The organism is Pseudoduganella sp. GW821-FHT05F09 (assembly GCF_059419605.1).
Map to the genome: position 1 here is coordinate 394,230 of NZ_JBWKSD010000004.1, position 25,597 is coordinate 419,826.

Annotated in this window: 24 protein-coding genes; 15 read left to right on the forward strand and 9 right to left on the reverse strand. The window is 66.3% G+C overall.

Features of this window, described 5'->3' with window-relative positions; all coding sequences use genetic code 11:
* Nucleotides 1-232: 232 nt before the first annotated feature.
* Nucleotides 233-592, forward strand: coding sequence for a hypothetical protein (locus AC07S4_RS15370; RefSeq protein ID WP_161075367.1), 360 nt, complete (start codon nt 233-235; stop codon nt 590-592).
* 11 nt (nt 593-603) lie between these two features.
* Here the strand turns inward: AC07S4_RS15370 and AC07S4_RS15375 are convergent, their stop codons facing one another.
* The 6 genes from AC07S4_RS15375 to AC07S4_RS15400 all read right to left on the reverse strand — a co-directional run bounded on the left by AC07S4_RS15375 (nt 604) and on the right by AC07S4_RS15400 (nt 6,396).
* Nucleotides 604-1,485 carry a universal stress protein gene (locus AC07S4_RS15375; RefSeq protein WP_494987475.1) on the reverse strand — a complete coding sequence of 294 codons (882 nt, stop codon included), beginning with the start codon at nt 1,483-1,485 and terminating at the stop codon, nt 604-606.
* A 48-nt stretch (nt 1,486-1,533) separates the two neighbouring features.
* Nucleotides 1,534-2,112: a hypothetical protein gene (locus AC07S4_RS15380; protein ID WP_494987476.1), complete on the reverse strand. Its 579-nt coding sequence runs from the start codon at nt 2,110-2,112 to the stop codon at nt 1,534-1,536.
* Nucleotides 2,113-2,122: 10 nt separating this feature from the next.
* On the reverse strand, nt 2,123-3,031 hold the full coding sequence (locus AC07S4_RS15385; RefSeq protein WP_494987477.1) for a hypothetical protein: 909 nt from the start codon (nt 3,029-3,031) through the stop codon (nt 2,123-2,125).
* Between the two features lie 61 nt (nt 3,032-3,092).
* Entirely contained in the window at nt 3,093-3,884 is a 792-nt protein-coding gene (hyi, locus tag AC07S4_RS15390) for a hydroxypyruvate isomerase (protein WP_494987478.1), read from the reverse strand.
* A gap of 116 nt (nt 3,885-4,000) precedes the next feature.
* Nucleotides 4,001-5,407, reverse strand: coding sequence for a DEAD/DEAH box helicase (locus tag AC07S4_RS15395; RefSeq protein ID WP_494987479.1), 1,407 nt, complete (start codon nt 5,405-5,407; stop codon nt 4,001-4,003).
* Nucleotides 5,408-5,613: 206 nt separating this feature from the next.
* Nucleotides 5,614-6,396: an inositol monophosphatase family protein gene (locus tag AC07S4_RS15400; protein WP_494987749.1), complete on the reverse strand. Its 783-nt coding sequence runs from the start codon at nt 6,394-6,396 to the stop codon at nt 5,614-5,616.
* A 169-nt stretch (nt 6,397-6,565) separates the two neighbouring features.
* On the opposite strand from AC07S4_RS15400, the gene AC07S4_RS15405 reads away from it, so the two are divergent.
* Nucleotides 6,566-7,357: an RNA methyltransferase gene (locus AC07S4_RS15405; RefSeq protein ID WP_494987480.1), complete on the forward strand. Its 792-nt coding sequence runs from the start codon at nt 6,566-6,568 to the stop codon at nt 7,355-7,357.
* Here AC07S4_RS15405 and AC07S4_RS15410 read toward each other — a convergent pair.
* Nucleotides 7,350-8,048 carry a DUF8198 family protein gene (locus tag AC07S4_RS15410; RefSeq protein WP_494987481.1) on the reverse strand — a complete coding sequence of 233 codons (699 nt, stop codon included), beginning with the start codon at nt 8,046-8,048 and terminating at the stop codon, nt 7,350-7,352. The two genes, AC07S4_RS15405 and AC07S4_RS15410, sit on opposite strands and share 8 nt — an antisense overlap.
* 138 nt (nt 8,049-8,186) lie before the next feature.
* Between AC07S4_RS15410 and AC07S4_RS15415 the strand changes: the two genes are divergently transcribed.
* The 7 genes from AC07S4_RS15415 to AC07S4_RS15445 all read left to right on the forward strand — a co-directional run bounded on the left by AC07S4_RS15415 (nt 8,187) and on the right by AC07S4_RS15445 (nt 17,924).
* Entirely contained in the window at nt 8,187-8,705 is a 519-nt protein-coding gene (locus tag AC07S4_RS15415; protein ID WP_494987482.1) for a hypothetical protein, read from the forward strand.
* Nucleotides 8,705-10,378, forward strand: coding sequence for a GMC family oxidoreductase (locus tag AC07S4_RS15420; protein ID WP_494987483.1), 1,674 nt, complete (start codon nt 8,705-8,707; stop codon nt 10,376-10,378). Before AC07S4_RS15415 ends, AC07S4_RS15420 begins: the two co-directional genes overlap by 1 nt.
* A gap of 7 nt (nt 10,379-10,385) precedes the next feature.
* A complete protein-coding gene (locus AC07S4_RS15425; protein WP_494987484.1) occupies nt 10,386-11,336 on the forward strand; it encodes an esterase/lipase family protein in 951 nt (316 codons plus the stop codon).
* 156 nt (nt 11,337-11,492) lie between these two features.
* Nucleotides 11,493-12,587: a sensor histidine kinase gene (locus tag AC07S4_RS15430; protein WP_494987485.1), complete on the forward strand. Its 1,095-nt coding sequence runs from the start codon at nt 11,493-11,495 to the stop codon at nt 12,585-12,587.
* A 35-nt stretch (nt 12,588-12,622) separates the two neighbouring features.
* Nucleotides 12,623-16,255 (forward strand): EAL domain-containing protein, encoded by a 3,633-nt coding sequence (locus AC07S4_RS15435; RefSeq protein ID WP_494987486.1) that lies wholly within the window; start codon nt 12,623-12,625, stop codon nt 16,253-16,255.
* A gap of 4 nt (nt 16,256-16,259) precedes the next feature.
* The gene (locus tag AC07S4_RS15440; protein ID WP_494987487.1) at nt 16,260-17,069 is read left to right on the forward strand and encodes a substrate-binding periplasmic protein; all 810 of its coding nucleotides are present in this window, start codon (nt 16,260-16,262) and stop codon (nt 17,067-17,069) included.
* Between the two features lie 72 nt (nt 17,070-17,141).
* Nucleotides 17,142-17,924, forward strand: coding sequence for a substrate-binding periplasmic protein (locus AC07S4_RS15445; protein WP_494987488.1), 783 nt, complete (start codon nt 17,142-17,144; stop codon nt 17,922-17,924).
* Between the two features lies 1 nt (nt 17,925).
* On the opposite strand, the gene AC07S4_RS15450 is transcribed toward AC07S4_RS15445, so the two are convergent.
* On the reverse strand, nt 17,926-19,911 hold the full coding sequence (locus tag AC07S4_RS15450; RefSeq protein WP_494987489.1) for an SDR family oxidoreductase: 1,986 nt from the start codon (nt 19,909-19,911) through the stop codon (nt 17,926-17,928).
* Nucleotides 19,912-20,103: 192 nt separating this feature from the next.
* Between AC07S4_RS15450 and AC07S4_RS15455 the strand changes: the two genes are divergently transcribed.
* The 5 genes from AC07S4_RS15455 (at nt 20,104) to AC07S4_RS15475 (ending at nt 24,166) form a co-directional block, all read left to right on the forward strand.
* A complete protein-coding gene (locus tag AC07S4_RS15455; protein ID WP_494987490.1) occupies nt 20,104-20,796 on the forward strand; it encodes a phasin family protein in 693 nt (230 codons plus the stop codon).
* Between the two features lie 98 nt (nt 20,797-20,894).
* Nucleotides 20,895-22,109, forward strand: coding sequence for a patatin-like phospholipase family protein (locus AC07S4_RS15460; RefSeq protein WP_494987491.1), 1,215 nt, complete (start codon nt 20,895-20,897; stop codon nt 22,107-22,109).
* A gap of 70 nt (nt 22,110-22,179) precedes the next feature.
* Nucleotides 22,180-22,845 (forward strand): TetR/AcrR family transcriptional regulator, encoded by a 666-nt coding sequence (locus AC07S4_RS15465; RefSeq protein ID WP_107870807.1) that lies wholly within the window; start codon nt 22,180-22,182, stop codon nt 22,843-22,845.
* 10 nt (nt 22,846-22,855) lie between these two features.
* Nucleotides 22,856-23,632: a hypothetical protein gene (locus AC07S4_RS15470; protein ID WP_494987492.1), complete on the forward strand. Its 777-nt coding sequence runs from the start codon at nt 22,856-22,858 to the stop codon at nt 23,630-23,632.
* Nucleotides 23,633-24,166, forward strand: a complete 534-nt coding sequence (locus tag AC07S4_RS15475; protein WP_494987493.1) for an LOG family protein — start codon at nt 23,633-23,635, stop codon at nt 24,164-24,166. It abuts the gene before it with no gap.
* Nucleotides 24,167-24,236: 70 nt separating this feature from the next.
* Here the strand turns inward: AC07S4_RS15475 and AC07S4_RS15480 are convergent, their stop codons facing one another.
* Nucleotides 24,237-24,743: a YgjP-like metallopeptidase domain-containing protein gene (locus AC07S4_RS15480; protein WP_161075115.1), complete on the reverse strand. Its 507-nt coding sequence runs from the start codon at nt 24,741-24,743 to the stop codon at nt 24,237-24,239.
* Nucleotides 24,744-24,837: 94 nt separating this feature from the next.
* Between AC07S4_RS15480 and modA the strand changes: the two genes are divergently transcribed.
* Entirely contained in the window at nt 24,838-25,584 is a 747-nt protein-coding gene (modA, locus tag AC07S4_RS15485) for a molybdate ABC transporter substrate-binding protein (protein ID WP_494987494.1), read from the forward strand.
* The last annotated feature ends 13 nt before the right edge of the window (nt 25,585-25,597 follow it).

The following is a 25,597-nucleotide window of genomic DNA, read 5'->3' on the forward strand; positions in this document are numbered from 1 at the left end:
CTTCTTTCCAGATTGCAAGACGAAACCCACTGCCTGGCGCGCATTGTTGTGGGCCTGCAACCGGGGCAGGGAATTTGGGGGGCGGGCAGGCCACGGGCTGGATTGTTGCTACAATAAAAATACCAATATGCGGTCCTCAAGGCCCATGCTAGACATGGATCATGGCGTAGTTGCCCGAGCCGGTACATTATTCGCCAGAAGAATGCTAACGAGTTGAGAAGGGGGAGCGTCAATGACACAGGCATGGGTAGTGCTGACTCGCCCGGACGGCCGCGACGTGGCTGCGCCGACCGAATCCCAGCTGGCTGCGGCCCTGGCGGAAATCTACAGCGGCGCCGTGCCCGGACCGGATGGCGGTCCCGGTACGGCGGTGCTGCGCTTCGGCTATGACGACGGCCTGATGTATGAAGTGGAAGTGGCCAGCGGCGGCGACATCATCTTCGCCGAATGGTCCGACCGCGACTGTGAAATCGCCCTGGCCAGCCCGCGCCGCATGGCGGGCGCGCCGCAGGCCGACGCGCTGCAGCTGTGGAAATGGCTGGCGCAGCGCCAGGTGGCCAAGATCCGCAGCCAGTCCTGGGCCGAGGGTTAGCCGCCGCCGGCTCAGTGCGCCATCAGCACCGGCGCCGTCATGCTTTCCAGCACGGTGCGCGTGACGCCGCCCAGCAGCGTTTCGCGGAAGCGCGAATGCCCGTAGGCGCCCAGCACCAGCAGGTCGCAGCCTTCCTCCGCCAGCAGGGCCAGCAGCGCTTCGCCGGTGCCGGTGGGCCGCTTCAGCAGGCCGGCGCGCTGCGACTGGCGCACCAGGATGTCCGCCTGCACGCCTTGCCGCGCCAGGTATTGCAGCAGGTCCCCGCCGGGCGAGGCGCCGTGCAGCGCGCGCTCGCTGTCGGGATCGAACACGGCAATCTGCACACGCTCGGCGCGCCGCAGCAGCGGCAGCGCTTCGCGCACCGCGCGCGCCGCCTCCTTGCTGGCGTTCCAGGCCACCAGGATGCGCCGCGCCGGCCCGGCCTGGCCGGACGCGGGCCGGGGCAGCCCGGCGTAGGGCACCAGCAGCACCGGGCAGCCGGCATGGCTGAGCACCTGGGCCGGAAATTCGCTGCCGGCCGAGGTGGACGCGTGTTCGGGATCGGCCTGGCCCATCACCACCAGGTCGGCATGGCGCGCCAGCAGGCTCAGGCCGGCGCCGGGGTCGTCGTCGATCACGCGCTGTTCATGGTCCTGCAGGCCGAGGCGCTGGACCAGCGGCCCGAACTGCTCCAGCGCGCGGTTGGCGCGTTCTCTCAGGAAATTCAGATGCAGGGCCAGGTTGGGGTCCTGCTCGTCGACGATGGCGTTCTGGTACAGCGCGCGGGCGATGCCGGTCATGGCCACGCCCAGCAGGTGGCCGTCGTCCTGCTGCGCCAGTTCGACGGCATAGCGTATGCGTTCGGCCACGCGCGGCGCTTCGTCCACGTGGACCACGATAGATTTGTAAGACATGCGGCGCTCCTTGGCGGGGGCATGCCTTGATTATAGGCCGCCGCGGCGTCAGCCGGCGCGGTCTTCCTTCAGCCGCGCGTAGCGGTCCTTGATGCTCTCCACCACGCCGGGCAGGTGCTCGGGCTTGCCGGCGGCCAGCGCGGCGGCCAGGCCCAGCATGTCGGCGGTGATGCCGATCAGGTCTTTCAGCATGCCGGCGTTGCGGATGCGGCGGCGCGCCACCGCCACCAGGTCCAGCAGCGTGCGCTCGGGCACGCGCAGGCCGGACGCGGCCAGCAGCGCGGCGTCCACGTACAGGCTGTTGGCGCGCTGGCGCAGGGCCACCTCGTTTTCGAACAGCGCCTGCGCGGCGCCGTGGGAAATGCCCAGCTCCAGGTTGCCGTTGGCCGGGCTGGACGCGGGGGCGGCCGGCTGCGCGGCGGCCTGCGCCGGATCGGCCGCCGGCAGGCCGGTCAGCGCGGCTTGCGTGGTCGGGTCCGTTTGCGGCTCGCGGGCCGGGCCGCCGGGCGGATTGCGGCGTATCGCCTTCATGATGCGCAGATGCAGTTCGTCGGCGCAGGCGGACAGGCTGTCGGCCAGCGTTTCAAACGCGCTGGCGGTGACGGCTGGACTGGCGGGCTGGTTCATGCTGTGCTCCTTATTGGCTGGCGGCTGCGGCGGCAGCTGCGATGGAAGATTCGTCGGCCACGGCGGCGGCGCTGGCGCGCAGCGCGGCGCGCGCTTGCTGGCCGGCCTGGCCGCCGGCGGCGTCCGGCTTGCCGTCCTGCGCCATGTGCTGCACCAGCACCGCGTGGGCCGCCGCGATGGCCGCCACATGCTTGGCCGCCAGCGTGTGGCGCAGGCCGATCAGGCGGTACTCGTTGCGCTTGGCCAGGCGGTGCGACTTGGCCAGCGCCGCCAGCAGGCGGTCGCGCGGCGTGTCGGCGTAGGCGATCTCCACCTCCAGCATGCCCAGCACGATGTCGCGCTCGTTGTCGCTGCTCTTGTCGTAGTAGCGCAGCAGGTTCTGCATCGCCTCCAGCAGGGCTTGCAGCTGCTGGTCGCCGTCGCGCACCATGGTTTGCACGGTGCGTTCCTGGTAGGGGTTGGTGACGGTGCGCGCCAGCAGCTGCGCCAGGCCGCTGTAGGCGTTCACGTGGCGGTCGGTCAGGCCGGTGTCCGGCCAGGCCTTGATGCCGGCGCCCATGGCCTTGAGCGGCTCCTTCAGGTCGAAGGTGTCGCCGCCGGCCAGCTTGCCCAGCGTCTGCATATACAGCAGCACCGCTTCGTGGATGGCCATCAGGTCCGGATAGGCGGCGCGGCGGCGCGCGTCGGCGGCGCGCTCGCGCTGGTCGGCGGCGGGCGACAGATAGGGCTGTTCGCGCTGGTAGGTGTCGCGGAAGCGCTGGGTGAGGTCGGCAAAACCGCCCAGCTTGGCGGACTCGGCCGCGAACTCGCGGGCTTCGTGCAGGCGCGGATTGCCGGCGCAGCCGCCGAGGGCGAGCACGGCGGCCAGCGCCGCGAGCGGGGCGGCAAGCGCGCTTGCCGGAAGGCGGGGCAGTTTCATCGGGTCCTCTCGCTTGAAGGTGAGGACCTATCTTGCTCCGAGCAAAGATCGGGGTTTTGCGCTAGCGCAAACGGCCTTCAGCTAGTGCCGCCATCCAGCCCAGCCCTTCGGCGGTGCCGGCCAGCGGCGTGTATTCGCAGCCCAGCCAGCCTTCGTAGCCCAGCTCGTCGAGCAGGCGGCACAGGAAGGGATAGTTGATCTCGCCGGTGCCCGGTTCGTGGCGGCCGGGCGTGTCGGCCAGCTGCATGTGGCCGATGCGGGGCAGGCAGGCGCGGATGGTGTTGGCCAGCTCGCCCTCCATGCGCTGCATATGGTAGATGTCGTACTGCAGGAACAGATTGGCGCGGGCGCAGGCGGCCATGATGTCGAGCGCCTGGCTGCTGCGGTTCAGGAAGTAGCCCGGCATATCGTAGGTATTGATGGGCTCGATGAGCAGGGCGATGCCATGCTCCTGGCAGCGGTCCGCCGCGTATTGCAGATTGCCGATCAGCGTTTCGCGGGCGCGCTCGGGCGCCAGGCCGCCGGGCAGGATGCCGGCCATGCAATGCAGCTTGCCCACCTCCAGCTCGGTGGCGAAATCGATGGCCTGCTGCACGCCGTCGCGGAACTCGTCGGCGCGGCGCGGATCGCAGGCCATGCCGCGGTCGCCGGCGGCCCAGTCGCCGGGCGGCATATTGTGCAGCACCAGTTTCAGCTGGTGGCGGTGCAGCCGCTCGTTGAGCTGGTCCGGATCGTAGGCATAGGGAAACAGGAATTCCACCGCATCAAACCCCGCCTCGCGCGCCGCCGCAAAGCGGTCCAGGAAGGGCAGTTCGGTGAACAGCATGGACAGGTTGGCGCAGAATTTAGGCATACTTCAAAGCAAAAAGGGGCAGCAAAAAGGGGTCAGGGTTAATTAAGTATACTCACTTAATTAACCCTGACCCCTTTTTGCTTTTTGGAACCACACCGAGGTGTGGCGCCCTTTTTTTAACGGCCGCGGCCGCCGGAGCGGTGCGGTGGCGCTGCGCGCGGGGCGCTGCGGCCGCCGCCCGGCACGGCCGGGGCACGGCCGCCGGTGCCGCCGCCGCCATTGCCGCCGCCTGCGCTGCGCGGTTTGGCTGCGCCTGCCGCGCCTGCGGCTGGCTTGTTGCGGCCGTTGCCGCCGCCACCGCCGCCCTGGCGCGGGTTGCGGTGCTGGCCGGCGCCGCTGCGCAGCTGGATAGGCTGGGCGCGCGCGTTCGGATCCGGCTCGAAGCCTGGTATCACTTCACGCGTCAGCGTCTGCTTGATCAGCTTTTCGATGTCTTTCAGCATGCCGTGCTCGTCCACGCACACTAGCGAGACCGCTTCGCCGGTGGCGCCGGCGCGGCCGGTGCGGCCGATGCGGTGCACATAGTCTTCCGGCACATTCGGCAGGTCGTAGTTCACCACGTGCGGCAGCTGGTCGATGTCGATGCCGCGCGCGGCGATGTCGGTTGCCACCAGCACTTGCAGCGTGCCGTCCTTGAACTCGGCCAGCGCGCGGGTGCGGGCAGCCTGGCTCTTGTTGCCGTGGATGGCCATGGCGCCGATGCCGTCGCCGCCCAGCTGTTCCACCAGCTTGTTGGCGCCGTGCTTGGTGCGCGTGAACACCAGCACCTGCGTCCATTTGTGGGCGCGGATCAGGTGCGACAGCATGGGGTGCTTCTTGTCGCGGTCGACCGGGTGGATCTTCTGCGCGATTACTTCCACCGTGGAGTTGCGGCGCGCCACTTCGATGGTGGCCGGGCTGTCCAGCAGATTGTCGGCCAGGGCCTTGATCTCGTCGGAGAAGGTGGCCGAGAACAGCAGGTTCTGGCGCTTGGGCGGCAGCGCGGCCAGCACTTTCTTGATGTCGCGGATGAAGCCCATGTCCAGCATGCGGTCGGCTTCGTCCAGGATCAGGATCTCGACCTTGCTCAGGTCTATGGTCTTTTGCATCATGTGGTCCAGCAGGCGGCCCGGGGTGGCGACCAGGATGTCGACGCCATGCTTGAGCTGCTTGATCTGCGGGTTGATGCTGACGCCGCCGAAAATCACGGCGGAGTTCAGATTGGTGTACTTGCCGTACACGCGCACGCTTTCCTCAACCTGGGCCGCCAGTTCGCGGGTCGGGGTCAGGATCAGCGCGCGGATGGGACGGGCGGCGGTGCGGTTGCTCAGCTTGGCGCCATTCGCGTCGGTGGACAGGCGGTGCAGGATGGGCAGGGTGAAACCGGCGGTTTTGCCGGTGCCGGTCTGTGCGCCGGCCAGCAGGTCGCCGCCGTTCAGTACAGCCGGAATCGCTTGGGTCTGGATGGGCGTCGGCGTGGTGTAACCGGTTTCGGCGACAGCGCGAACGATGGCGTCAGACAGGCCAAGAGTAGTAAATGACATAGTAACTTTGTGTGAGGATCGGCTCATCGCCTTGTGGGCGCCAGTCAGAGGCAATCTGTAATTTCTCGGGGTGGCGGCCGTGGACTGGTTGAGTTGCCGCACCGCCGAGTATAACAGCTAGTTGTCATTCAAGTTGCGTTACGGAAATGAAAAAGGGGCCGCAGCCCCTTTTATTTTGTAACAAACTTTGTTGACTTGTGTCTATATCATGCAAATTCCGCAAGCAGGCCGACCATCTGGCCGAACACCTTCGGGCTGCCGGCGATGATATTGCCTTTATGCAGGTAATCGGACTCGCCGTTGAACTCGGCGATGATGCCGCCCGCTTCCGACACCAGCAGCGCGCCGGCGGCGATATCCCAAGGCTTCAGGCCTTTTTCGTAGAAGCCGTCCAGGCGGCCGGCGGCCACGTAGGCCAGGTCCAGCGCGGCCGATCCGGCGCGGCGCACGCCCTGGCTGCGCTCGGCCATGATGCCGTACATTTTTAGGTATTCGGTCAGCGCGCCCGGGTTGCCGGCCTGGTAGCCGGTGCCCAGCAGGGCTTTGCCGATGCGGTCCAGTTTGCCCACGCGGATGCGCTTGTCGTTCAGGAAGGCGCCGGAACCTTTTTCAGCGGTGAACAGGTCGTTGCGCACCGGGTCGTAGACCAGGGCCAAGGTGATCACGCCGCGCACTTGCAGCGCCATGGAGATGGCGTATTGCGGGAAGCCGTGCATGAAGTTGGTGGTGCCGTCGAGCGGATCGATGATCCACACGTACTCGCTCTCGTCGTTCACATTGGCCGATGCGCCGGATTCTTCGGCCAGGAAGCCGTGGTCGGGGTAAGCCTTGCTCAGCACCTCGATGATGGCCTGTTCAGCAGCGGTGTCGACGTCGGTGACGAAGTCGTTGTGTTGCTTTTCATTAACAATGACGCGATCCAGGTCGAAACTGGCGCGGTTGATGACGGCGGCGCCGCGGCGGGCGGCTTTGATAGCCGTGTTGAGCATTGGGTGCATGTAAGCTTCCGATTTAAAAAACGCTGCTGCCCGCCGGGCGCATTGCATCCAGGCAGGTTGGCGTGTGAACAATTATGAGAAAGAGCGGTGCGGGAACGGGTTGGAATGGTTAGAATGCCACCAAAATCCACCTCAGACGCGCGTAATGGCGCTATTTTAAATGAAGCAGCCCGAAAACACAGCGACTCTTTTTCAACGCCTACGAATAATTTTGGTGGAAACTAGTCGTCCTGGCAACATTGGCTCGGTGGCGCGCGCCATGAAGACCATGGGTTTCGCCGAGCTGGTGCTGGTCACGCCGCGCTTCGAGGGCATGCTGGAGCACGAGGAGGCGGTGGCCTTCGCCAGCGGCGCGCAGGACATCCTGGCCTCGGCCCGCATCGTCGGCAGCATGGCCGAGGCGCTGGAGGGCATCAACTTCGCGGCGGCCGTGTCGGCCCGGCTGCGCGAATATTCGCCGCCGGTGCTTGCGCCGCGCCAGTTCGCCGAGCAGGCCGCCGCCAGCGCCGAGCTGAACGCGGCGCTGATCTTCGGCAACGAGCGCTTCGGACTGCCAAACGAGATCGTGGAAAAGTGCAATGCGCTGATCAATATCCCGGCCAACCCGGATTATTCCTCGCTCAACCTGGCGCAGGCGGCGCAGGTGCTGGTGTACGAGTGCCGCATGGCCGCGCTGGCGGCCCGGGTGTCCCCGGAGGCGCAGGCGGCTGCCGAGGCGCCCGCCATCGGCTTCCAGGGCGAGGCGGCCAGCCTGGCGCAGATCGACGGCATGTACGCCCACCTGGAGCAGGCGCTGGTGGCGATCGGCTTCCTGGACGCGAACAATCCGCGCAAGCTGATGCCGCGCCTGAAACGGATGTTTTCCCGCGCCCAGCTGGAAACCGAGGAAGTCAACATCCTGCGCGGCATTGCGCGCAAGATCACGGACGTCAAGGCCAAATCAGCTAAATAAGCTCGAACGGCGCCGCATGGCCGGCGTAGATCCGCTCCATGATGGCCTGCTCGCGCCCCGCCACGGCGGCCACGAAGGCGCGCGGCTGCTTCATGCGCTTGAAGGACGAAAATCCCCGCTCCAGGAATTGCTGCAGGCTGCCCAGTCCGGCCAGCCTGGCCGGGCCGCGCATGAGCTTGAGCGTGGTGTTCAGCATGGGCACGCGCACCAGCTGGCTCAGCGAGTCGCCCAGCGCCTGCACCAGCTCCAGCTGGCGCGCGCGGTCGTCGGGGGCGAGGGCGCTGCGGTAGGCCCGCAGGTAGTCGCTTTCCGTGAATTGCGGGCCGAGCAGGCGGGCCATGGCCGTGTCCAGGCGCTCGGCCAGCGCGTCCAGCCGCATCGCTTCGGTGATGGTTTGCAGCGCGTCGGCCGGCAGCACGCGCTGCATGGTGGGGGCGATGCGCTCGAGGTCGGTGTCGCGCTGGCTCAGGTCGTGGGTGCCGTACAGTTCTTCCAGGAAAAACAGCGCCGCGTCGCGGGTGTCGGGCGCGGCCAGCAGGTCGGCGTGGGTGCGCGCCAGGCGGGCGGCCTGGAAGGTTTTCAGCGCCAAGCGGGCCGACGCCAGGGCCGGATCGCGCCCGGCGGCCTGGCGTTCCAGCCGGGCGGCGCGCAGCTGCTGCTCCAGCGGGCTAGGGTGGGCTTGTGTCTTCATGGATGCGTTTTTACCAGAAGCAAATAGATGCGTGGCTCTATTTTTGCACGCGGGGCGCGGGGAGGCTTTGGCGTACACTGGGTTTGGCGGGTTACGCTACGCTAACCCGCCCTACGATCATTCCGGGCAGACAGAGACATGGTGAAACGCAGGACTTTTTTGAAGACGGGCGTGCTGGGCGCGCTGGCGCTGGCGGCAGGGGGAGCGCTGTACCGTTCGGTGCAGGGCGGCGCGCCGCTGCAGCGCTATGTGCTGGACGGCGAGGCGCGCGCCGTGCTGGTGGCGATTATTCCGGCCATTATTGGCCCCATGCTGCCGCCGGCGGGCGCGGCGCGCGACGCCGCCGTTTCCCGCACCACGGACGGGGTGCAGCAGGCCGTCGCCAGTCTGCCCTTGAGCACGCAAAAGGAAGTGCAGGACCTGTTCGGCCTGCTGGCGCTGGCGCCGGCGCGGCGCTTGCTGGCCGGCGTGCCGGCCTGGCGCGAGACCACGCCCGAGCAGGCCGCCGCTTTCCTGCAGGGCTGGCGCCTGCACCGCCTGGAGATGCTGCAAACCGCTTACCACGCGCTGCATGACCTGGTGCTGGGCGCCTGGTATGCGGACCCGGCCAGCTGGGCCGGCACCGGCTATCCCGGTCCCATCAAGGAGCTGAGCTGATGAGCGCAACGCATAACATCATTCCCGACCCCATCCGCGCCGGCCTGGCGGCGGGCTGGGATGTGCTGGACTGCTCCGCACTGGAGCGCGACCGCAGCTTCGACGCCGACGTGGTGGTGATCGGCAGCGGCGCCGGCGGCGGCGTGACGGCCGAACTGCTGGCGATGGCGGGCCTGAAGGTGCTGATACTGGAGGAGGGCGCGCTGAAGTCGTCCAGCGACTTCAAGATGCGCGAGGCGGACGCCTATCCCACCCTGTACCAGGAGGCCGGCGCGCGCAAGACGCGCGACAAGGGCGTCAACATTCTGCAGGGCCGCACGGTGGGCGGCTCCACCACGGTGAACTGGACCTCCAGCTTCCGCACGCCGCCGTCCACGCTGGCCTACTGGCAGCGCAATTTCGGCCTGGCGGACTATTCGCCGGAAGCGATGGCGCCCTGGTTCGCCATGATGGAGCGGCGCCTGCACATCACGCCCTGGGAAGTGCCGCCGAACGAGAACAACGACCTGCTGCGGCGCGGCGCGGCCAAGCTGGGCATACCCACGGCGGCCATCCGGCGCAATGTAAACGGCTGCTGGAACCTGGGCTATTGCGGCATGGGCTGCCCCACCAACGCCAAGCAGTCCATGCTGGTGACCACCATCCCGTCCGCGCTGGAAAAGGGCGCCACCTTGCTGACGCGCGTGCGCGCCGAGCAGCTGGTGTTCCGCAACGGCCAGGTCGACCATCTGCTGGCCACGCCGCTCTCGGCCAGCGGCCAGGCGCCCACCGGCAAGCGGGTGACGGTGAAGGCGCGCCATTACGTGGTGGCGGGCGGCGCCATCAACAGCCCGGCCCTGCTGCTGCGCTCGGGCGCGCCCGATCCGCACGGCTTGCTGGGCAAGCGCACGTTTTTGCACCCCACGGTGATTTCGGCCGGCCTGTTCGAGCAGCGCGTGGACGGCTACGCCGGTGCGCCGCAGTCGATCTATTCGGACCACTTCCTGGAAACCCAGGCCATAGACGGCGCCGTCGGCTACAAGCTGGAAGCGCCGCCGCTGCACCCGCTGCTGCTGTCGACCACCATGGCCGGCTTCGGCGAGCAGCACGCCGCCATGATGCGCCAGTTCCCGCACGCGCAAGGCCTGCTGGCGCTGCTGCGCGACGGCTTCCATGCCGAGGCGCCGGGCGGCAGCGTGGCGCTGAACCGGCATGGCGAACCGGTGCTGGACTACCGCATCACGCCGTTCATGTGGGACGGGGCGCGGCGCGCCTTGCTGTCCATGGCCGAGATCCAGTTCGCCGCCGGGGCGCGCAGCGTGCTGCCGGTGCACGAGCTGGCGCAGAGCTACACCAGCTGGGGCCAGGCGCGCGAGGCCATCAACGCGCTGCCGTTCAAGAAGCTGCTGATGCGGGTGGTGTCGGCGCACGTGATGGGCGGCTGCGGCATGGCGGCCGACGCGCGCCACGGCGTGGTGGACGGCAAAGGGCGCTATCACGGCGTGGCCAATCTGTCCGTGCATGACGGCTCGCTGTTCCCGACGTCGATAGGCGCCAATCCGCAGTTGTCGATCTACGGCATCACTGCCCGCCTGGCCAGCGGGCTGGCCGAGCAACTGACCGGCAAGCCTGCGCCCGGCTACGCGGCTGGCCCTGGCACCGGCGCGGCCATGCCGCTGGTGCGGGCCGCCTGAGGCCGCCATGCTGCGCCGCCTGCTCTTCGCCATCCTGCTGCTGCAGCTGTGCTTTGGCCTGGCGGTGGCGGGCCTGGCGGTGTATGCGGGCGTGCTGCTGGGCTGGGCCGGTCCGGGCTGGCCGGCCGCGCTGCTGCTGGGCCTGGCCAGCGTCGTGCTGGTCCGGTTAGTGATTTCCAGTAACAATTTCCGCATGGCGCGCCGCGCCGGCGGGCCGGTTCCGGCGCCGCATGCGCTGGCGCCGGCCGCTTCGCTGCGCATGTTTTGCCGCGAATTTGCCTCTTCCATGAAGCTGTCCTCGTGGACGGTGTTGCGTCCGCGCAGCACATTCCATCTCGCCGCCAAGCCGGCGGGGCTGCCGGTGCTGCTGGTGCACGGCTATGCCTGCAACGGCGCCTACTGGGGCCGGCTGGCGGCGCTGCTGCGCCAGGCCGGGCGCAGCTACGCGGCGGTGGACCTGGAGCCGCTGGGCGCCGGCATAGACGACTACGCGCCGCAAATCGAGGCGGCGCTGCAGCGGCTGTGCGCCGCCACGGGCCAGCCGCAAGCCATCGTGGTGGGCCATAGCATGGGCGGCCTGGTGGCGCGCGCGCACCTGCGCGCTTTCGGCAGCGCCCGCGTGGCGCGCGTGATCACGGTGGGGACGCCGCACCACGGCACCGCGCTGGCCGGTTTCGGCCCCGGCCTGAACGCGCGCCAGATGCGCTGCGGCTCGCCTTGGCTGGCGCAGCTGGCCGCGTCCGAAACGCCTGCGCTGCGCGCGCTGATGGTTTCGGTGTGGTCATATCACGACAACATCGTGGCGCCGCAGAATTCCGGCCACTTGCCGGGCGCGCGCAATGTGGAACTGGGCGGCATCGGCCACGTCGAGCTGGGCTACCACCCCCGGGTACTGCGTTTTGTGCTGGACGAAATCGCGCAAATTTCACCGAATTTTGCAGTTTCTGAAACAAAATAGACAGCCCGCCAGTCATTAGGTAGACTGCATTGAGTAGCGGCAATCCATAGCGTGCTCATCGCGCCTCGGCTATCCGGGCGGTTGTGACTATTGGTGAGATTCCACGCGCCCGGTTGCTGTATGGTTATGCATGCATGCCCAGCACAAGGCAAGACGATGCCAACTGACTTCGCTAAGCTGATTCTGGAGGAGTTGCCCGACGCGGTTATCGTAACCAGGGCGGGCGGGGAGATAGTATGCTGGACGCGCCGGGCGCAAGCCATGTTCGGCTATGCGCAGCAGGACGCGCTGGGCCGCCGGCTGCATCAGCTGCTGCTGCCGGCAGGGCAGGACGACGATGGCCTGGCCATCGAGCAGCACATCACGCAGCACGGCCACGCGCGCTACGAGGCGCTGTGGCAGCATCAGAACGGCACGCCGCTGCCTGTCGATTGCGCGGCCCAGGTCATCAGCGCCGACGGCTGCGCACTGATACTGAGTACCGTGCGCGACCGCCACGACCGCCAGCGCCTCGACCTCGCGCTGGCAGCAAAGAATGCAGAACTGGACCATGCCCGGCGCGTCACGGATACCTTCCTGGCGAGCATGTCGCATGAGCTGCGCACGCCGCTCAACGCCATCATCGGCTTTGCCGGCACCTTGCTGATGAAGCTGCCCGGCCCGGTGACGCAGGAACAGGAGCGCCAGTTGCGCACCATCCAGGCCAGCGCGCGCCAGTTGCTGGCCTTGATAAACGATTTGCTTGACCTGAGCAAGATCGCTTCGGGTAAAGTGGAGTTGACGCTGGAGCAGCTGGAGTGCCACGCGCTGATCGCGGAGCTACTTCCGGTTTTCCAGCCGCAAGCGCACCAGAAGGGATTGCAGTTCGATTTCAACGCGCCCAAGGACGCGCTGCACGTGTGCTGCGACCGGCGCGCCATGCAGCAGATTGTGAGCCGGCTGGTGAACAACGCCATCAAGTTCACCGACAGCGGCGCGGTGCGCATCGAGCTCGGCATGACCGATGTCGGCGGGTGCGCCTGCGCCACCGTCAGCGTCAGCGATACCGGCGCCGGCCTGGCCCCTGAGCACCAGCGCATGCTGACGGAGGCGTTCAGCCAGCTCGGCGGCACGGCGCGCTTCGATGGCACCGGCCTGGGATTGCAGTTGAGCTTGCAGCTGGCGCAGCTATTGAATGGACGGATCAGTGTGGCCAGCCACCTGGGGCAGGGCAGCGTGTTTACGCTGGCCGTGCCGCTGGCGGCGGCCTAGTCTGCCGTAAGAATGACTTAACCGGGAGCGCAAACGTGTCCGCACGCATCCTTATCATAGAAGACAATCCGACCAATATGGAGCTGATGGTGTACCTGCTCAACGCCTTCGGCTATACCCCGCTGATGGCGCATGACGGCGAGGAGGGCGTGGCCACCGCGCGGCGCGAGCGGCCCGACCTGATCATCTGCGACGTGCACCTGCCCAAGCTGGACGGCTACGGTGTGGTGGCCCAGCTCAAGCAGGACCCGGCGCTGCGCCCCATCCCGGCGCTGGCCGTGACCGCGCTGGCCATGGTGGGCGACCGCGAGCGCCTGCTGGCGGCCGGCTTCGACGGCTATATCGGCAAGCCCATCGAGCCGGACACCTTCGTGGCGCAGATCGAGTCTTTCTTGCCGGGGGAGGTGTCGCCCCCGGCTAAAAACGACATCGCCACCATCCTCATCGTGGACGACCATGTGCTTAACCGCGAATTCCTGATGACCTTGCTGGGCTACGGCGGCCACCGCCTGCTGGAGGCCTCCAACGGCGCCGAGGGACTGAAAATGGTCAGCGCCGAACGGCCCGACCTGGTCATCTCCGACATCCTGATGCCGAATATGGACGGCTACGAGTTTGTCACCCGCATGCACAGCAATCCGGACACGGCGCACGTGCCCATCATCTTCTACACCGCCACCTACCGCGAGCGCGAGGCGATGGCGGTGGCCGAGGCCTGCGGCGTGCGCTGGGTGCTGCCCAAGCCGTCCGACCCGGACGTGATACTGCGCACCGTGCGCGAGGCGCTGGGCGTGCTGCCGGACGGCGAGGACGAGGTGCCGCAGTTCTCGCCCGAGCCGCCCAGCGGCGGGCGCTACCTCGGCATCGACAACAAGGTGGCCGAGTATCTGGGCGAGCTCGAATCGAGCAGCGCGCTGCTGTCGCAGATGGCCAGCCACGGCGAGGCGCCGCACGCCAGCGCCGAGCCGCTGACGTCGATGACGGAGCGCCTGTCGCGTTCCCTGTCCAGCCTGCAGGCGGTGAGCTTGCGCCTGACCGCGCTGATCGAGCTGGGCATCGAGCTGGGCGCCGAGCGCGACCCGCAGGCGCTGATCGAAGTGGGCTGCCGGGTGGCGCAGAACATCTGCGTGTCCAAGTACGCCTGCATCGGCGTGCTGGAAGCGGGCGCCCTTGAGCTGAGCCATTTCGCCGCCTGCGGCGTGGGCCAGCAGGCGCGCCTGATCGCTTCCTCGCCGCGCGCCGGCGTGCTGGGCGGGCTGCTGGAACAGCGCCAGCCGGTGCGCATCGACGCGCTGCCGGGCGACCCGGCCGCCATCGGCCTGCCGGCCAGCCATCCGGCGGTGCACTCCTTCCTCGGCGTGCCGATCGCCTCGCGCGAGCGCATCCACGGCTGGCTTTACCTGGTCGACAAGCTGGGCGCGGACAGCTTCAGCGAAGTGGACGAGCGCGTGGCCGCCACGGTGGCGGCGCAGATTTCGGTGGCCTACGAGAACCTGCTGCTGTACGACCAGATCCGCCGCCACCACGCCCAGCTGCAGCTGGACATGAATGCCCGCATCCGCCTGGACGAGGACCTGCGCCGCTTCCGCCTGGCCATGGACGCCACCGCAGACGCCATCTTCCTGGTCGACCGCGCCGGCATGTGCTTCGTGGACGTGAACGCGACCGCCTGCCGCATGCTGGGCTACCTGCGCGAGGACTTCCTCAAGGTCGGCCCCAACAAGTCGGTGGACGGCGACCTGCGCCGCCTGGAAGACCTGTACGACAAGCTGCTGGCCGGCGACCAGAGCGGCGCCATGGCCGAGCTGCTGCTGCAGCGCAAGGACGGCTCGCCGCTGTCGGTGGAAGTGCAGCGCCGCACGCTGCGCTCGGGCGAGAGCTGGATCCTGGTGGCCGTGGCGCGCGACATCACCGAGCGCAAGGAGGCCGAGCAGCGCCTGCTCAAGCTGGCCCACTTCGACACCCTGACCGGCCTGCCCAACCGCAGCCAGTTCTACGACTCGCTGACGCATTCGCTGCACCAGGCGGCCGAGCACAAATGGGCGCTGGCGGTGCTGTTCCTGGACATGGACCGCTTCAAGAACATCAACGACACCCTGGGCCACACCATAGGCGACGAGCTGCTGCGCCAGTTCTCCAGCCGCCTGGTGGACTGCCTGCGCGTGCGCGACACCATAGGCCGCTTCGGCGGCGACGAATTCGCCGCCATCCTGATGCTGCCCGAGGGCGCGCAGAACGCCATCGCGGTGGTCGACAAGATCCGCGAATCGATGCGCAAGCCTTTCGACCTGAAGGGCCACGAGGTGACGGTGACGGCCAGCATCGGCATCTCGGTCTTCCCAGACGACGGCGCCGACGCCGATACGCTGATACAGTACGCCGACACCGCCATGTACCGCGCCAAGGCCGCCGGGCGCGACGCCTTCCGCTTCTTCACGGCGGAGATGAACGCGCAGTCGCTGGCGCGCCTGGACCTGGAAAACGCGCTGCGGCGCGCCATCGACAACGACGAATTCGTGCTGTACTACCAGCCCAAGATCGACATCGGCAGCGGCCGCGTGAGCGGCGCCGAGGCGCTGATACGCTGGAAGCGGCCCGGCCACGGCATGGTGTCGCCGGCGCTGTTCATCCCCATCCTGGAAGAGACCGGGCTGATCGTGCGGGTGGGCACCTGGGTGCTCAACGAGGCCTGCCGCAAAATCGCTGAATGGGGCAAGACCCGCATCGGCGCGGTGCACCTGTCGGTCAACGTGTCCGGCATCCAGTTCTTCGTGGGCGGGCTGGAGGAGGAGGTCATGCGCGCCATCAAGCAGCACGACATCGCGCCCGAGCTGCTGGAGCTGGAGCTGACGGAAAGCTCGCTGATGTCGAACGCCGAGGAAACCATCACGGTGCTGCAGAACCTGAAGAAGCTCGGCATCCAGATTTCCATCGACGATTTCGGCACCGGCTATTCCTCGCTGGCCTATCTGAAGCGCTTCCCGATCGACAAGCTGAAAATCGACATCGCCTTCGTGCGCGAAGTGACCAGCAATCCGGACGACGCGGCCATCGTGCTGGCCATTATCAACATGGCGCACAGCCTGAAGCTGCAGGTGATCGCCGAGGGCGTGGAGCGCGACGCGCAGCTGGCCTATCTGCGCCGCCACAATTGCGACGAGATGCAGGGCTATTACTTCAGCCGGCCGCTGCCGGAGGAAGAATTCGAGGCCATGCTGCGGGACGGCAAATGCCTGCAGGCGCCGGTGGACGAGGTCCAGGCCGACCAGCAGACCTTGCTGATCGTCGACGACGACGCCTTCATGCTCGACGTGCTGAGCGACTTCCTGGCGCAGGACGGCTACCGCATCCTCACCGCGCAGACGGCGGCCGAGGGTTTCGATGTGCTGGCGCGGCACAAGGTGCAGGTGATCCTGTGCGACCAGTGCATGCCTTTGATGAGCGGCACCGAGTTTATGGAGCGGGTGAAAAACCTGGCGCCGGACACCTTCCGCATCATGCTGTCGGCCTATGCCGACCTGACGCCCATCATGGCCGCCATCAACCACGGCGCCATCGACCGCTTCTACACCAAGCCGTGGAAAGGCGCGGTGCTGCGCGAGAACATCAAGGAAGGCTTCCGCCTGCACAGCCAGTTGCACGGCGGGCCTTCGCAAGTGGCAGCGTAAGCCGGTGTGCGCGCAGCGCCTTTCGCGCAGGACGGCGCTGCGGGCGCTGCCGCTGGCACTGTGCCTGGCGCTGCTGCTGGCCCCCGGCGAGGCCGGGGCGCAGGAGGCCCCGCTGCGCATCTACGGCATGGAGAGCAAGCCGGTCAGCTTCATGGGCGAGGCCGGCCCCTCGGGCATCGTGGTCGAGATTGCGCAGCACATCCAGCAGCGGCTGGGCCGGCGCGACCCGATCGAAATCGTGCCCTGGGCGCGCGCCAACACCCTGGCCCTGAACCAGCCCAATATTCTGCTGCTGTCCATCATCCGCACGCCGGAGCGTGAGCGGCGCCTCAGTTTTGTCGGCCCGGTGTTTGTCGGCTATATCTCTGTCTTTACCCGCAAGGGCGAGGCGGCCAGGATAGCCGCCATGGGCGACGGCATCTACCAGCTGCGGGGCGGCGCCCGGCGCGGCAGCGTGTTTGTGGAGCGCGCGCGCAGCAAGGGCTATACCGTGACCGACGAACCAGTCAGTTCGGAGCTGGCCGCCCGCATGCTGATGAGCCGCCGCTTCGACCTGTGGTTCGACGGCGAGGAAATCATCGGCCACGCGCTGGAACAGGCGGGCTACGCGCGCGGCGACGTGGAGCTGGTGCGCCAGCTCAGCACGGACGACGTGAATTTCGCCTTCTCGGCCGGCACTCCGCAAGCCACCGTGCAGGCCTGGGACGCCGCCCTGCGCGAGATGAAACGCGACGGCAGCTTCCAGAAGATCCACCGCAAATGGCTGCCGCACTACCCGCTGCCGCCCGACGCCCGAGACGCCAAACATCCCTGAGCGGAAAGAGTAATATGGCGGCTGGGGCGATCACTCTACTGGCGGATACCTATGCAAGCACCGGGAAGACTATTGCAGTTGCTGGTTTTGCTGGCTCTGATGGCGGGCGCGGCCCGCGCCGCGGAGCCGGAGCCCGCGCTGGTCATCTATGGCATGGAGAGCAAACCGATCTGCTTTACCGAGAACGGCAAGCCGGCCGGCCTTGCCGTCGAACTTGCCCAGCAGGTGGCCTACCGCTTGAACCGGCGTGACGACATCAAGGTGGTGCCCTGGGCGCGCGCCAGCGCCCTGGCGCTGGCGGCGCCGAACGTGATGGCGCTGACCATGGTGCGGACGCCCGAGCGCGAGCTGACGATGCGCTTTGTCGGCCCTATTTTCAATTCCTATGTCGCCATTTTCGCCAGCAAGGCCCAGGCCCCGCAACTGCGCGCACAGGGCAGCAGCAGCTGGCTGGCGCTGCGTGGCGGCGCCCGGCGCGGCAGCGCTTTTATCGGTATCGCGCAGCGGCATGGCTACCGCATCACGGACGAGACCAACGGCTCGGAATCGGCGGCGCGCATGCTGGTGCAGGGCAGGTTCGACCTGTGGTTCGAAGGCGAGGAAATCGCCATGGACGCGGCCCGGGTGGCGGGCCTGCGCGACGGCGACGTGGAACTGCTGCAGCACCTGGAAACGCAGGAAGTCAATTTTGCCTTTTCCAGGGCCACGCCGCTGGCCACCGTGCAGGCCTGGGACGCCGCGCTGCGCGACATGAAGCGCGACGGCACCTTCCAGAAGCTGCACCGCAAATGGCTGCCCGGCTACCCGCTGCCGGGCGAGGCCAAGGCCGGCGTGCCGGCCAAGGCGGGCCACTAGCTTAGAAGTGCACGCCGCGCAGCAGCTGCTGCATGGCGATCTGCTCGGACGACATCTGCGGCGCCTTCTTGCCTTCGCCTTTGGCCGCGTCCGAATCCGGGAACATGCGGAAGCTGGTGTTGAGCACGATCTGCGCCACGCGCGGCATGATGGCGTGCAGCACCTGGCCGAAGATGCCCACGCGGGTGGCGATGCGCACCGGCTTGTAGACGATGGCGTTGGCGATCAGGTCGGCTGCTTCCTCCGGCGACAGCGTCGGCACGTTCTGGTAGATCTTGGTCGGGGCAATCATCGGCGTGCGCACCAGCGGCATATTGATGGTGGTGAACTTGATGCCCAGATCCTGCAGCTCGGACGAGGCGCAGCGCGTCCACGCGTCCAGCGCCGCTTTCGAGGCCACATAGGCCGAGAAGCGCGGCGCGTTGGTCAGCACGCCGATGGACGAGATGTTGATGACGTGGCCGCGCTTCTTGGCCGTCATCGACGGCAGCAGCGCCATGGTCAGGCGCAGCGCGCCGAAGTAGTTCAGCTGCATGGTGCGCTCGAAGTCGTGGAAGCGGTCGTAGCTCGCTTCGATGGCGCGGCGGATCGAGCGGCCGGCGTTATTCACCAGCACGTCCACGCCGCCGTGGTTGGCGATCAGCACCTGGGCGAAGCGGTCGCAATCGGCCATGTCCGACAGGTCGGCCGGGTAGGTGATCAGCTCGAAGCCGCGCGCTTCCACTTCCTTCTTCGCTTCCAGCAGCTTGTCCTCGTCGCGGCCGCAGATGATGGTGATGGCGCCCGCTTCGGCCAGCTTGTGCGCCGCCGCCAGGCCGATGCCGGACGAGCCGCCCGTCACCAGCACTACCTTGCCAGCCACCTGGCCGCGCAGCGTGTGGTCGATGAACAGGTCCGGGTCCAGATTGCGTTCCCAGTAGTCCCACACCGGCGCGGCGTATTTCTCCAGCGGCGGGCAGGCGATGCCGGTGCCCTTCAGCGCTTGCGCGGTGTCGCGGTTGTCGAAGCGGGTAGGGTAGTTCACGAAAGTCATCAGGTCCGGCGGCAGGCCCAGGTCCTTCATCACGGCGTCGCGCACGCGGCGCACCGGCGACAGCGCAAACACGCCTTTCTTGATCGACTTCGGAATGAAGCCGAACAGCGCGGCGTTGATGCGGATGCTCATGGTCGGCGCATGGGCGGCGCGGCAGAAGGTGTTGAGCACCTCGCCCACGCGCATCGGCTCGGGGTCGGTCAGGTGGAAGGCGCGGCCGTCCAGCTTGGGCAGATGGGAAATGTGGTCCATGGCGTTGACCACGTAGTCCACCGGCACGATGTTGATGCGGCCGCCCTCGATGCCGATGGTGGGCATCCACGGCGGCAGCAGCTGGCGGATGCGCTGTATCAGCTTGAAGAAGTAGTACGGGCCGTCGATCTTGTCCATTTCGCCGGTCTTGGAATCGCCCACCACCAGGCCGGGGCGGTATACGCGCCACGCGCCCTTGGTTTCATTGCGGACGATTTTCTCGGATTCGTGCTTGGTGGCGAAGTAGGGATGGTCGAGATTCTCGGCTTCGTCGAACATGTCTTCGCGGAAGATACCCTCGAACATGCCGGCGGCGGCAATCGAGCTCACATGGTGCAGCGTGCCGGCCTGGATGGCGTTGGCGAAATCGACGGTATTGCGCGTGCCTTCCACATTCACCGCGATCTGTTCCTCGGCGTCCGCCAGCATATCGTAGACGGCGGCCAGGTGATAGAAATGGTCGACAGTTTTGGCTAGTTTCTTGATATCGTCCTTGGACACGCCGAGCTTGGCGCTGCGCAGGTCGCCGAATACCGGAATGGCGCGGGCTTTGGTGGTGCCCCAATATTCATACAGGCCGGCGAGCTTGTCGCGGCTGCTTTCGCGCATCAGGAAATAGACGACGCTGCCTTTGCGCGCCAGCAGTTTTTTCACGAGGCGCTTGCCGATAAATCCGGTGGCTCCGGTAACAAAATATTGCATCAAGTCTCTCCTTTATTCTTAGGTATTTGCCGCGGACAATCATTACAGGATGGGCAACAAATGGCAAGCGCTGTTGCAGAGTTGATTAGAACCGCCGCTCTATCCCATTAGAAGCCCATCTCTAGAAATGCGGCCTAGAATGATTTCATCAAAAGTAACGAACCTACCCAACGAATCCCACTGGAGCCCACTATGGTAAAGAAATTGAAATCCCTGGCGAACGCCGACGACAAGCAATTGGCCAGCGCAGTGCGCAATTCGGCCCAGCAAATCTGGCAAGCCGGCCTGGGCGCATTTGCCAAGGCGCAGGAAGAGGGCGGCCGCGTGTTCGCCAAGCTGGTTAAAGAGGGCAACGCGCTGCAGCAGCGCACCCGCGACCTGGCGGAAGACAAAGTATCGGAAGTGCGTGAAACCGTGTCCGGCGTGGGCAAGCAAGCCGCCGGTTCGTGGGACAAGCTGGAGCAGGTCTTCGAAGACCGCGTGTCGCGCGCCCTGGGCACCATCGGCGTGCCGACCCAGAAGGACGTGCAGGAACTGAATGCCCGCGTTGAAGCGCTGACCAAGGCCGTGGAAGCACTGACCGGCAAGAAGCTGGCCCCGGCCAAAGCCGCGCCGAAAGCCGCTGCCAAGCCAGCCGCCAAGCCAGCCACCAAGGTAGCCACTAAGCCAGCCGCCAAGGCCGCCAAGCCAGCCGCCAAGCCTGCAGCAAAGGCCGCTGCCAAGCCAGCCGCCAAAGCCGCCGCCAAGCCTGCTGCCAAAGCCGCCGCCAAGCCGGCAGCCAAGCCGGCCGTGAAGGCCGCTCCAAAAGCTAAAGCTGCTCCCAAGGCTCCAGCGATCGCCTTCCCGACCGCTGAATCGGTCAGCGCCGCCAATAAAGCCGCTTAATTAAGCTGCTTAATCGAGCCGGCTGTAACAGTTCCCTCGGTCCTCCTCCCCCGGTCCGTTCGCGGACCGGGTCCGAGGGAAAGCTGCAATGAAAGTCTATGCCTAGAAAACCCGCCGCCGCGCCTGCCGTGGCACCCAAGGTCGGCCTGGCCCTGGCTGGCGGCGGACCGCTGGCCGTCGTCTACGAGATAGGCGCGCTGGCCGCGATTGCCGAAGCCATTGAAGGCCTGGACCTGAACGACGCCGAAATCTATGTCGGCGTCAGCGCCGGCGCCATCATCAGCGCCGCGCTGGCCAACGGCTACACCCCGCACCAGATGTGCCGCCTGTTCGTCGAGAGCGATGTGGACGATCCGCACGCCCCGGCCGGCGGCATGCTGTTCAAACCCGAAACCCTGCTGCGCCCGGCCCTGCGCGAGTTCGGCCGCCGCGCGCGCATGCTGCCCGGCTTGCTGGCCGGCGGCGCGCTGCACTACGCGCGCCAGCGCGGCAGCCTGGCCTCGTCCTTCGAGCGCCTGACCGAAGCGCTGCCGGCCGGCTTCCTGTCCGGCGACGCCATCGGCAACTTCCTCAAGGCCGCCTTCGCCGCCCCGGGCCGCAGCAACGACTTCCGCCAGTTGCGGCGCAAGCTGCGCATCGTCGCCACCGACCTCGATACCGGCAAAGCCGTCTGCTTCGGCGAGCCCGGCCGGGACGACACGCCGATCTCGGTCGCCGTGCAAGCCAGCTCCGCCGTGCCCGGCCTGTTCCCGCCGGTGGAAATCGGCGGCCACCATTTTGTCGACGGCGCGCTGCGCAAGACCATGCACGGCTCCATCGCGCTCGAGCACGGCGTGGACCTGCTGCTGTGCGTGAACCCCATCGTGCCCTACAACGCCCGCTTCAAGCAGGGCGCGCGCAAGCTCACCAACGGCGGCCTGATCGACGTGCTGTCGCAGACCGTGCGTTCCATCCTGCACTCGCGCCTGGAAACCGGGCTCGCCAGCTACCAGGTCAGCCATCCGGACGTGGACATCCTGCTGTTCCAGCCCAGCGAGCACGACGCCGAGCTGTTCTTCACCAATATGTTCAGCTATAACAACCGCCGCCGCACCTGCGAGCAGGCCTACCAGAACACGCGGCTGATACTGTGGCAGCAGCGCCATGAGCTGGGCGCCCGGCTGGCGCGGCACGGCATGCGCCTGAAGCTGAACGTGCTGGAAGACAGCAGCCTGACCCTTGTGCGCCAGCGGCCGCGCCGCAAGGCCCTCGGGCGGCTGGATGCGGCCCTGTCCGACCTGGAGCGCTACCTGAAAGTAGCGCATGGGCGCTGACCGGTACGCCGTTTCTAAAAGCGCATCATCGGTGTTATCCTTGCGGGAACAAAAACAAAGATCATCCGCCATGCTACAGAAAGCACCTCGCCGTACCCGCGAACGAATTCTCGAATTATCCCTGCGCCTGTTTAATGAATTCGGCGAGCCCAATATCACGACGACGGTGATCGCCGAGGAGATGAATATCTCGCCCGGCAATCTGTACTACCACTTCCGCAACAAGGACGACATCGTCAATTCCATCTTCACGCAATTCGAAGGGGAGATAGAACGCATATTGCAAGTGCCGGACGGCCGCCGCTCCAATATCGAAGACGTGTGGCTGTATCTGCATTTGATGTTTGAACTGATCTGGCGCTACCGCTTTTTCTACCGCGACCTGAACGACCTGCTGTCGCGCAACCGCAAGCTGGAGCTGCATTTCAAGCAGATCCTGGCGCACAAGATCAAGGTGGCCAAGCAGCTGTGCGAAGACCTGCGCAGCGAAGGCTCGCTGGAAGCGTCGGACGCGGTGATCGACGCCATGTCGACCAATATGGTGGTGGTGGCGACGTATTGGCTGTCCTACGAATACGTGCGCAACCCGCGCAAATACAGCGAGCAGCAGTCCATGGCGGACGCGCTGGCGCGCGGCTGCTACCAGGTGCTGTCGCAAATCGGCCCCTACCTGCGCAATGAAACGCAGCTGCTGTTCCAGAAACTGTCGGAAGAATACCTAAAAAAGATAACCTGAGGAGATAAGCATGGCATGGAAGACCTTCCCGCATCCTGAAGACGCTTACGTCTACACGGCAGCCAGTTTGAAAAAAGCCTGGCCGCGCCTGCACGCCAACGACGCCGAGCCTTACCCGGCCAAGGCGGAACTGGTGCAAGCCTGGATCGCCTACCATGCCGGCGAGTTCGAAAAAGCCGCGGAGCTGGGCCTGGCGCAGGGCGCGGACGGCTACGCGGTGGCGCACCGCGCCACCTGCATCTACGCCACCTATCTGGAGCCGAGCGAAAAGAAAAAGCTCGCCATCTTCCAGGAAGTGGCCGAGCGCTGCGAACAGCAGCAGCAAGAGCAGCCCAAGAACGCCGCAGCCTGGTATTGGCACGCCTACTCGCTGGGCCGCTACGCGCAGGGCATCTCGGTGGTCAAGGCGCTGGCGCAGGGCATAGGCGCCAAGGTCAAGAACAGCCTGGACATGGCCATCAAGCTGGCCCCCAAGCACGCCGACGCCCACATTGCGCTGGGCAGCTACCACGCCGAGATCGTCGACAAGGTGGGCGCCATGATAGGCGGGCTGACCTACGGCGCGAAAAAGGAAGAAGGCTACAAGCTGTTCAAGAAAGCGCTGGAGCTCAATCCAGACAGCGCCATAGCGCGCATCGAATACGCCAATGCGCTGGCCATGCTGGACGGCAAGAAGAAAATGGACGAAGCTGTCGCCTTGTACGAAGAGGCAGCCGCGTGCGAAGCGCGCGACGCGAACGAGCGGCTGGACGTGGAACTGGCGAAGGCCGAGATCGAGGAAGAATAAGTGAAATCGTTGTGTGTTTACTGCGGCGCCAATGGCGGCGCCACGCCGCGCTACGCGGAAGCGGCCAGGGCGCTGGCGCGCGGCATGGTCGAGCATAATCTGTCGCTGGTGTACGGCGGCGGCAAGGTCGGCCTGATGGGCGTGATCGCGGACGAAGTGCTGCGCCTGGGCGGCGAAGTGACGGGCGTGATACCCACCGCCCTGGTCGAGCGCGAAGTGGGCCATACCGGCCTGACGCGCCAGTTCGTCGTCAAGGACATGCACGAGCGCAAGGCCATGATGGCGCAGCTGTCGGATGGCTTTATCGCCATGCCCGGCGGCATGGGCACGATGGAAGAACTGTTCGAGATGCTGACCTGGTCGCAGTTGGGCATCCACAGCAAGCGGGTAGGGCTGCTCAACGTGGACGGCTTCTACGACAGCCTGGTCGGCTTCATCGGCCACGCCACCGAACAAGGCTTCATCCGCCCGCAGCACGCGGCCATGATGATGGTCGAATCCGAGCCGGGCGCGCTGCTGCAGCGTTTCCTTTAACCAAAAAGGGGTCAGGGTTAGTTTTCCCGCACGGGAAAACTAACCCTGACCCCTTTTTGCATTTCGGAATTTACCAGAGCTTGCTGCCGCTGATGTCGAGCTGCGTCAGGTAGAGGCGCAGGTCGAATTCGTATTGGTGGTAGTTCGGTTCCATGTAGGTGCAGAGCTTGTAGAAGGCTTTGTCGTGCTGCTTTTCCTTTACGTGCGCCAGCTCGTGCACGGCGATCATGCGCAGGAATTCCAGCGGCACTTCCTTGAACATGGTGGCCACGCGGATTTCGTGCTTGGCCTTCAGCTTGCCGCCCTGTACCCGCGAGATGGACGTGTGCAGCCCGAGCGCGTGGTTGATCACGTGGATCTTGCTGTCGAACGCCACCTTGTCGATCGGCGAGGCGTTGCGCAGGTGCTCGGTCTTCAAATCCTGCACGTACTGGTACAGCGCCTTGTCGGTGCGGATGTCGTGCGCGCTCGGGTAGCGCTTTTTCAGCACTTCGCCCAGCCTGTCCTGCGCAATCAGTTGCTGGACTTGCTGCTGCATTTGCTCGGAATAGGCGCTGAGGTACTTCAGGGGCTGCATATACGGACTGCCGGATAGGTGGGGAGGCGAGAATGTATCATATTTCGCTATATAATCAGGTATATTGCGGTTTTCCATCCAGAAGGAGTACTTGATGCTGAAGAAGATTTGTCTCGCCGCCGCGCTCGCCTCGGCCCTGGGCGGCGCCTTCGCCGCCGACATTACCGTGTCCGCCGCAGCCAGCCTGACCAACGCCTTCAAGGAACTGGCGCAGGCCTACGAGGCCGCGCATCCGGGCGACAAGGTGCTGCTGAACTTCGCCGCCTCGGACGCCCTCGTTGCGCAGATCGCCAAGGGCGCCCCGGTGGACGTGTTCGCCTCCGCCGACCAGGATGCGATGGACAAGGCCGCGCAGCAGCAGTTGCTGGCAGCCGGCAGCCGCAAGAACTTCGTCAGCAATACGCTGGTGCTGGTGGTGCCTTCCGCCAGTACTTTGCCGCTGAAAACCCTGGCCGACCTGCGTCTGCCCGCCGTGGCCCGCATCACCATGGGCAACCCCGCCGGCGTGCCGGTGGGCCGCTACAGCAAGGAAGCGCTGGAGGCGGCCGGTCTGTGGGCCGCGGTCGAGCCCAAGCTGGTGTTCGGCACCTCGGTGCGCCAGAGTCTGGACTACGTGGCGCGCGGCGAAGTGGACGCCGGTTTCGTCTACGCCACCGATGCGCTGGTGATGAAGGACAAGGTGAAGGTCGCGCTGCCAGTGCCGACCACCACGCCGGTGCTGTACCCCATCGCCGCCATCCGCACGGCGCCGAACGCCGCCGGCGCAAGCGCTTTCCTGGCGTTCGCGCAGGCGCCGGCCGGCCAGGCCATCCTGGCGAAATACGGCTTCGGCCGTCCGTAATCGATATCCCGCG

Coding starts and splice junctions, on each gene's coding strand:
- AC07S4_RS15370 (WP_161075367.1), top strand. CDS start 233: ATGACACAGGCATGGGTAGTGCTGACTCGCCCGGACGGCCGCGACGTG.
- AC07S4_RS15375 (WP_494987475.1), bottom strand. CDS start 1,485: ATGTCTTACAAATCTATCGTGGTCCACGTGGACGAAGCGCCGCGCGTG.
- AC07S4_RS15380 (WP_494987476.1), bottom strand. CDS start 2,112: ATGAACCAGCCCGCCAGTCCAGCCGTCACCGCCAGCGCGTTTGAAACG.
- AC07S4_RS15385 (WP_494987477.1), bottom strand. CDS start 3,031: ATGAAACTGCCCCGCCTTCCGGCAAGCGCGCTTGCCGCCCCGCTCGCG.
- hyi (WP_494987478.1), bottom strand. CDS start 3,884: ATGCCTAAATTCTGCGCCAACCTGTCCATGCTGTTCACCGAACTGCCC.
- AC07S4_RS15395 (WP_494987479.1), bottom strand. CDS start 5,407: ATGTCATTTACTACTCTTGGCCTGTCTGACGCCATCGTTCGCGCTGTC.
- AC07S4_RS15400 (WP_494987749.1), bottom strand. CDS start 6,396: ATGCTCAACACGGCTATCAAAGCCGCCCGCCGCGGCGCCGCCGTCATC.
- AC07S4_RS15405 (WP_494987480.1), top strand. CDS start 6,566: ATGAAGCAGCCCGAAAACACAGCGACTCTTTTTCAACGCCTACGAATA.
- AC07S4_RS15410 (WP_494987481.1), bottom strand. CDS start 8,048: ATGAAGACACAAGCCCACCCTAGCCCGCTGGAGCAGCAGCTGCGCGCC.
- AC07S4_RS15415 (WP_494987482.1), top strand. CDS start 8,187: ATGGTGAAACGCAGGACTTTTTTGAAGACGGGCGTGCTGGGCGCGCTG.
- AC07S4_RS15420 (WP_494987483.1), top strand. CDS start 8,705: ATGAGCGCAACGCATAACATCATTCCCGACCCCATCCGCGCCGGCCTG.
- AC07S4_RS15425 (WP_494987484.1), top strand. CDS start 10,386: ATGCTGCGCCGCCTGCTCTTCGCCATCCTGCTGCTGCAGCTGTGCTTT.
- AC07S4_RS15430 (WP_494987485.1), top strand. CDS start 11,493: ATGCCAACTGACTTCGCTAAGCTGATTCTGGAGGAGTTGCCCGACGCG.
- AC07S4_RS15450 (WP_494987489.1), bottom strand. CDS start 19,911: ATGCAATATTTTGTTACCGGAGCCACCGGATTTATCGGCAAGCGCCTC.
- AC07S4_RS15455 (WP_494987490.1), top strand. CDS start 20,104: ATGGTAAAGAAATTGAAATCCCTGGCGAACGCCGACGACAAGCAATTG.
- AC07S4_RS15460 (WP_494987491.1), top strand. CDS start 20,895: ATGCCTAGAAAACCCGCCGCCGCGCCTGCCGTGGCACCCAAGGTCGGC.
- AC07S4_RS15465 (WP_107870807.1), top strand. CDS start 22,180: ATGCTACAGAAAGCACCTCGCCGTACCCGCGAACGAATTCTCGAATTA.
- AC07S4_RS15470 (WP_494987492.1), top strand. CDS start 22,856: ATGGCATGGAAGACCTTCCCGCATCCTGAAGACGCTTACGTCTACACG.
- AC07S4_RS15480 (WP_161075115.1), bottom strand. CDS start 24,743: ATGCAGCCCCTGAAGTACCTCAGCGCCTATTCCGAGCAAATGCAGCAG.
- modA (WP_494987494.1), top strand. CDS start 24,838: ATGCTGAAGAAGATTTGTCTCGCCGCCGCGCTCGCCTCGGCCCTGGGC.